The following is a 3,527-nucleotide window of genomic DNA, read 5'->3' as shown; positions in this document are numbered from 1 at the left end:
TCCGTCGTCGGCAGCGTCAGATGTGTATAAGAGACAGCGCCTGGGCGGCGGGGCCCGGACCCGCGGGCCGTGCCGGGGCGGCGTCGTTTGGCTCGCCACGCGGAGCAATGCTGAGCGGGCGAGGTGAGGTCCCCGTGGCTCGTCGGCGCGCCGCATGCGCCCTGCCACCCCTCCCGTGGCCTGGACGTCGTTCGTCGGGAACCGGTCCGACGGGGACGCCAGGAGGGCTACCCGGCCTGCTGGCCTCCGTTGACCGGGTGCCCGGCCTCGAGCAGCCGGCGACCGAGCACGCACACTGCCTCCCGGAGCTCCGGCCCCTCCGCGACGTGGAAGGACGCCGGAAGCCGGGTCAGCTGCTCGGCGTACCAGACGGGGTTGCTCGTCGAGCCGACGAGCCGGGTGCGATCCTCACCCTCCGGCTCGAGCCGGCCGAGCCCGCGGGGCAGGGCCGCGCGCACCGTGTCCAGCGGGGCGTCGACGACGACGTCGGTCAGGTACTCCCACCCGACCGACAGGTGCTCCTCGAGCATCGCGACCGGTTCGAGATCGACCGGCGGGGTGAACTGGTCGGAGAGCACCACGACCCGAAGGACCCGGTCGACGCGGAAGGTGCGCACCTCGCCACCGGGGCGGCGTCGACACAGCACGTACCAACGCCCGTGGCGCACGACGACGGCCCAGGGCTCGACCTCCATGTCCCACTCGGACCCGGCCTCGGACCGGTACGACAGGCGGACGACGAGCCGGTCGGCGCAGGCCCCGACGAGGGTGCTCGTCGTGCCCGGGTCCGGGCGCACCGCTGCGTGGTCCGGTGCGGGTGCCGTCGTGCGCCGTACCGCCTCGGCCTGCCGGGCCACCGGCTCGGGCAGCGCCCGCACGATCTTGCCGAGCGCGCTGCCGACAGGGTCCGTCGGGTCGCCGGCCTCGTGGTGGCCGTCGAGGACGGCCATGACGAGGCCGAGCGCCTCGGGTGCGCTGAACACGAGCGGCGGCAGGCGCAGCCCGCGCCCGACCCGGTAGCCGCCGTACGGTCCGCGTTCGGACTCGATGGGGATGCCGGCCTCACGCAGGATGCCGACGTAGCGCCGGGCCGCCCGCTCGGACACGTCGAGCTTCTCCGCGAGCCGGTCCGCAGAGATGCCGGGACTGCCCTGGATGAGCTCCAGGGTGAGCAGCGCCCGCGAGGTGGGGCTCGTCTCGTCGCGCACGTCGACCTCCGGTCCCGGACGCATCACGTCCGGAAACGAGCCTAGCGGCGGCGTCCGACGGGCCGGTGGTGTCCCGGAGCCGGAGGGCCGGCCGCGTTAGCCTGCACTGATGACCCGGACCGTCCGTGGACTCGACCGACCCGGCGACGACGACCTGCTCCAGGCCCTCCTCGAGACCGACCCCGGCTACGCCGAGCGCGTCACCGGCTACCCGCCCGGACCGAGCGACGGCTACTCGACCCTGACGATCGTTCCGCCCGACTTCGACCCCGCCGACAAACACGTCCTCGGCCTGTTCGACGGGGAACGGCTCGTCGCGGCCGCCGACGTGCTGCACGGCTACCCGGCACCCGGCACGGCGTTCGTCGGACTCCTGCTCGTCGACGCCGGCACCCGGGGTCGTGGCCTCGGCCGCGCCATGCACGACGAGGTCGTGCGCCTCGCCCGCGAGTGGGGCGACGTCGGCACGCTGCGGCTGGCCGTCGTCGACACGAACGCGGACGTCGCCGCCCCGTTCTGGCACAGCCTCGGGTACCGCCCGACCGGGGAGACGCGGCCCTGGGTCTACGACAAGCTCGAGTCGACGTCCCGGCTCTGGGAGCGCCCGCTCGACGGTTGACCGCGAGACCGGTCGATGCCGCGTCCGCACCGTCCCCGGGGAGCGGACCGCGGCGTAGGGTCGAGGCACCGCCACCCCGTTCCTCGAAGGAGTCCGCATGCCCCGTGACCTCGCCCCCGACGTCCTCGAGCGGTTCGCCAAGGCCTTCGAGGCCGACGCCACCGCGCGGCTCCTGCAGAACGCGGTCACGAAGACGCAGGTCGACGACGTCGCGCTCGACCGCCGGGTCGTGACGAGCATCGACCACTCGGTCTCGCACCTGCTCGACGACTGGACCGCCACGTCGCAGGAGAAGAGCGGCCGCTGCTGGCTCTTCGCCGGCACGAACCTCCTGCGCGCCGGCGCAGCCAAGAAGCTCGGCGTCAAGGACTTCGAGTTCTCGCAGAACCACCTGCTCTTCTTCGACAAGCTGGAGAAGGCCAACCACTGGCTCGAGTCGATCCTGGTCACCGCCGACCGCGACGTCGACGACCGCACCGTGGCCCACCTGCTCGCGACGCCGAGCGAGGACGGTGGGCAGTGGAACATGTTCGTCGCGCTCGTCCTCAAGCACGGGCTCGTGCCGAAGACCGCGATGCCGGAGACCGCGTCCTCCGGAAACACGCGCGCGATGAACCGTGACCTCGCCACGGTGCTGCGCCAGGCCGCTCGCGACCTGCGGGCCTGGGTCGCCGCCGGTGCCACGCCGGACGAGCTGGCCGAGGCCAAGGAGGACGTGCTCGCCACGGTGCACCGGCTGCTGTCCATCCACCTCGGCACTCCGCCCGAGTCGTTCCTGTGGCAGTGGAAGGACTCCGACAAGGGCTTCCACCGCGCGGGCACGATGACGCCCCTCGAGTTCGCGGAGGCGTACGTCACCGTGCCGCTCGCGGACTACGTCTGCATCGTCAACGACCCGCGTCCGGCCAACCCGTACGGCCGCACGTACACGGTCGAGCACCTGGGCAACGTCGTCGGCGCCCCACCGGTCACCTACCTCAACGTCGAGACAGACCTCATGAAGTCGCTCGCGTCCCGCGCCATCGTCGGCGGGGAACCCGTCTGGTTCGGCTGCGACACCGGTCAGATGTCCAACGCCGACCTCGGTCTCTGGGACGCCGGCCTCTACGACCGCGCCGCCGTCTACGGCACGACACCCGACCTTGACAAGGCCGACCGCCTGCTGCACCACGAGTCGCTCATGACGCACGCGATGCTCTTCACCGGCGTCGACCTCGTCGAGGACGTGCCGCGTCGGTGGCGCGTCGAGAACAGCTGGGGCACCGAGAAGGGCGACAAGGGGTTCATGACGATGAACGACAACTGGTTCGGCGAGCACGTCTTCGAGATCGCCGTGCGTCGCGACGCGCTCCCGGAGGAGCTGCGTGCGGCGCTCGACGCCGAGCCGGTTGTCCTGCCGGCGTGGGACCCCATGGGCGCTCTCGCGACGTCCCACCGGTAACAACAGTCACGTAGACATCACCAGTCCCAGCGAATCTCCTTGTCGCTGAGGCGATTTCGCCGGACCGCCGCGCCCGTTCGTCAGGTTTGTCCGATCTTGCAGGACTCTTGCAGAAATTCTGAGGGCAAGGCCGGTTGCGACTTGCAGTTCGTCCGGAAAAGTATGGGTCATCGGGGAGGGAACGAACCGGGGAGCCGACCAGGGGTGGGACTGTCTCTTATACACATCTCCGAGCCCACGAGACGGAGCTACATCTGGG

3 protein-coding genes are annotated in these 3,527 nt (G+C 71.3%); 2 read left to right on the top strand and 1 reads right to left on the bottom strand.

Annotated features, from left to right (window positions below; all coding sequences use genetic code 11):
• Nucleotides 1-227: 227 nt before the first annotated feature.
• Nucleotides 228-1,232 (bottom strand): helix-turn-helix transcriptional regulator, encoded by a 1,005-nt coding sequence (locus tag ACR9ZK_RS21060; protein WP_481343919.1) that lies wholly within the window; start codon nt 1,230-1,232, stop codon nt 228-230.
• 85 nt (nt 1,233-1,317) lie between these two features.
• Between ACR9ZK_RS21060 and ACR9ZK_RS21055 the strand changes: the two genes are divergently transcribed.
• Nucleotides 1,318-1,827, top strand: coding sequence for a GNAT family N-acetyltransferase (locus ACR9ZK_RS21055; protein ID WP_481343918.1), 510 nt, complete (start codon nt 1,318-1,320; stop codon nt 1,825-1,827).
• 97 nt (nt 1,828-1,924) lie between these two features.
• Complete coding sequence (locus tag ACR9ZK_RS21050) at nt 1,925-3,268, top strand: C1 family peptidase (protein ID WP_481343917.1); 1,344 nt, start codon at nt 1,925-1,927, stop codon at nt 3,266-3,268.
• Nucleotides 3,269-3,527 lie beyond the last annotated feature (259 nt).

This window comes from Monashia sp. HAY1-5C (assembly GCF_056755255.1).
The sequence above is the reverse complement of the archived record's forward strand: the minus strand, read 5'-3'. Positions and strand labels throughout refer to the sequence as shown.

What these genes read in the sequence shown, in the direction of transcription:
- ACR9ZK_RS21060 (WP_481343919.1), bottom strand. Translation starts at nt 1,232, where the DNA reads ATGCGTCCGGGACCGGAGGTCGACGTGCGCGACGAGACGAGCCCCACC.
- ACR9ZK_RS21055 (WP_481343918.1), top strand. Translation starts at nt 1,318, where the DNA reads ATGACCCGGACCGTCCGTGGACTCGACCGACCCGGCGACGACGACCTG.
- ACR9ZK_RS21050 (WP_481343917.1), top strand. Translation starts at nt 1,925, where the DNA reads ATGCCCCGTGACCTCGCCCCCGACGTCCTCGAGCGGTTCGCCAAGGCC.